The organism is Candidatus Hydrogenedentota bacterium (genome assembly GCA_016791475.1).
Lineage (GTDB): Bacteria > Hydrogenedentota > Hydrogenedentia > Hydrogenedentales > JAEUWI01 > JAEUWI01.
In genome coordinates this window covers 1-507 of sequence record JAEUWI010000507.1, presented here as the reverse complement: position 1 = coordinate 507, position 507 = coordinate 1, and the positions used below count along the sequence as shown (strand labels likewise).

The 507-nt window shown below is 59.0% G+C and carries 1 protein-coding gene; it reads right to left on the bottom strand.

Annotation, left to right across the window (positions count from 1 at the left end):
• A partial coding sequence (locus tag JNK74_30515; protein MBL7650502.1) for a thioredoxin domain-containing protein occupies window positions 1–507 on the bottom strand: 507 nt, incomplete at both ends.

Below are 507 nucleotides of genomic sequence, written 5' to 3'. Positions count from 1 at the left end.
AGGCGACCTGCTGAAGGGGAAGCGGATCAGCGGTACGATGATGGGCGCGCAAGAGGAATTCGAGATTCATGGGTTGGGGGAACTTGGGCGCTGCACCAAATCCACCATGGGTTGAGTCGAATTCCTGAGCGATTTTTTTATAGGCGGCGGTGATGAGATCGGCATTGAGGGCGGATTGTTCGCCACCGATGCCGAGAAATTCGCGGTTGAGGGCTTCGGTGAGGTTGGCGGCGGCTTCTTCGACCTGCGCACGACGGTTCTGGTAGGCATCGGCGACACCGGCAAGCACCTGCCGGAAGGCGGGTATGCCATGACGGGGTTCGGGCGGGTAATATGTTCCGCCGTAGAAAGGGCGACCATTGGGCGTGAGGAAGACGGTCATGGGCCAGCCGCCATGCCCACTGAGCGCCTGTACCGCCTGCATGTAGATGTCGTCGATGTCGGGGCGTTCTTCACGATCTACCTTGATGTTGATGAAAAGGTCATTCATGAGTTTGGCGGTGGGGG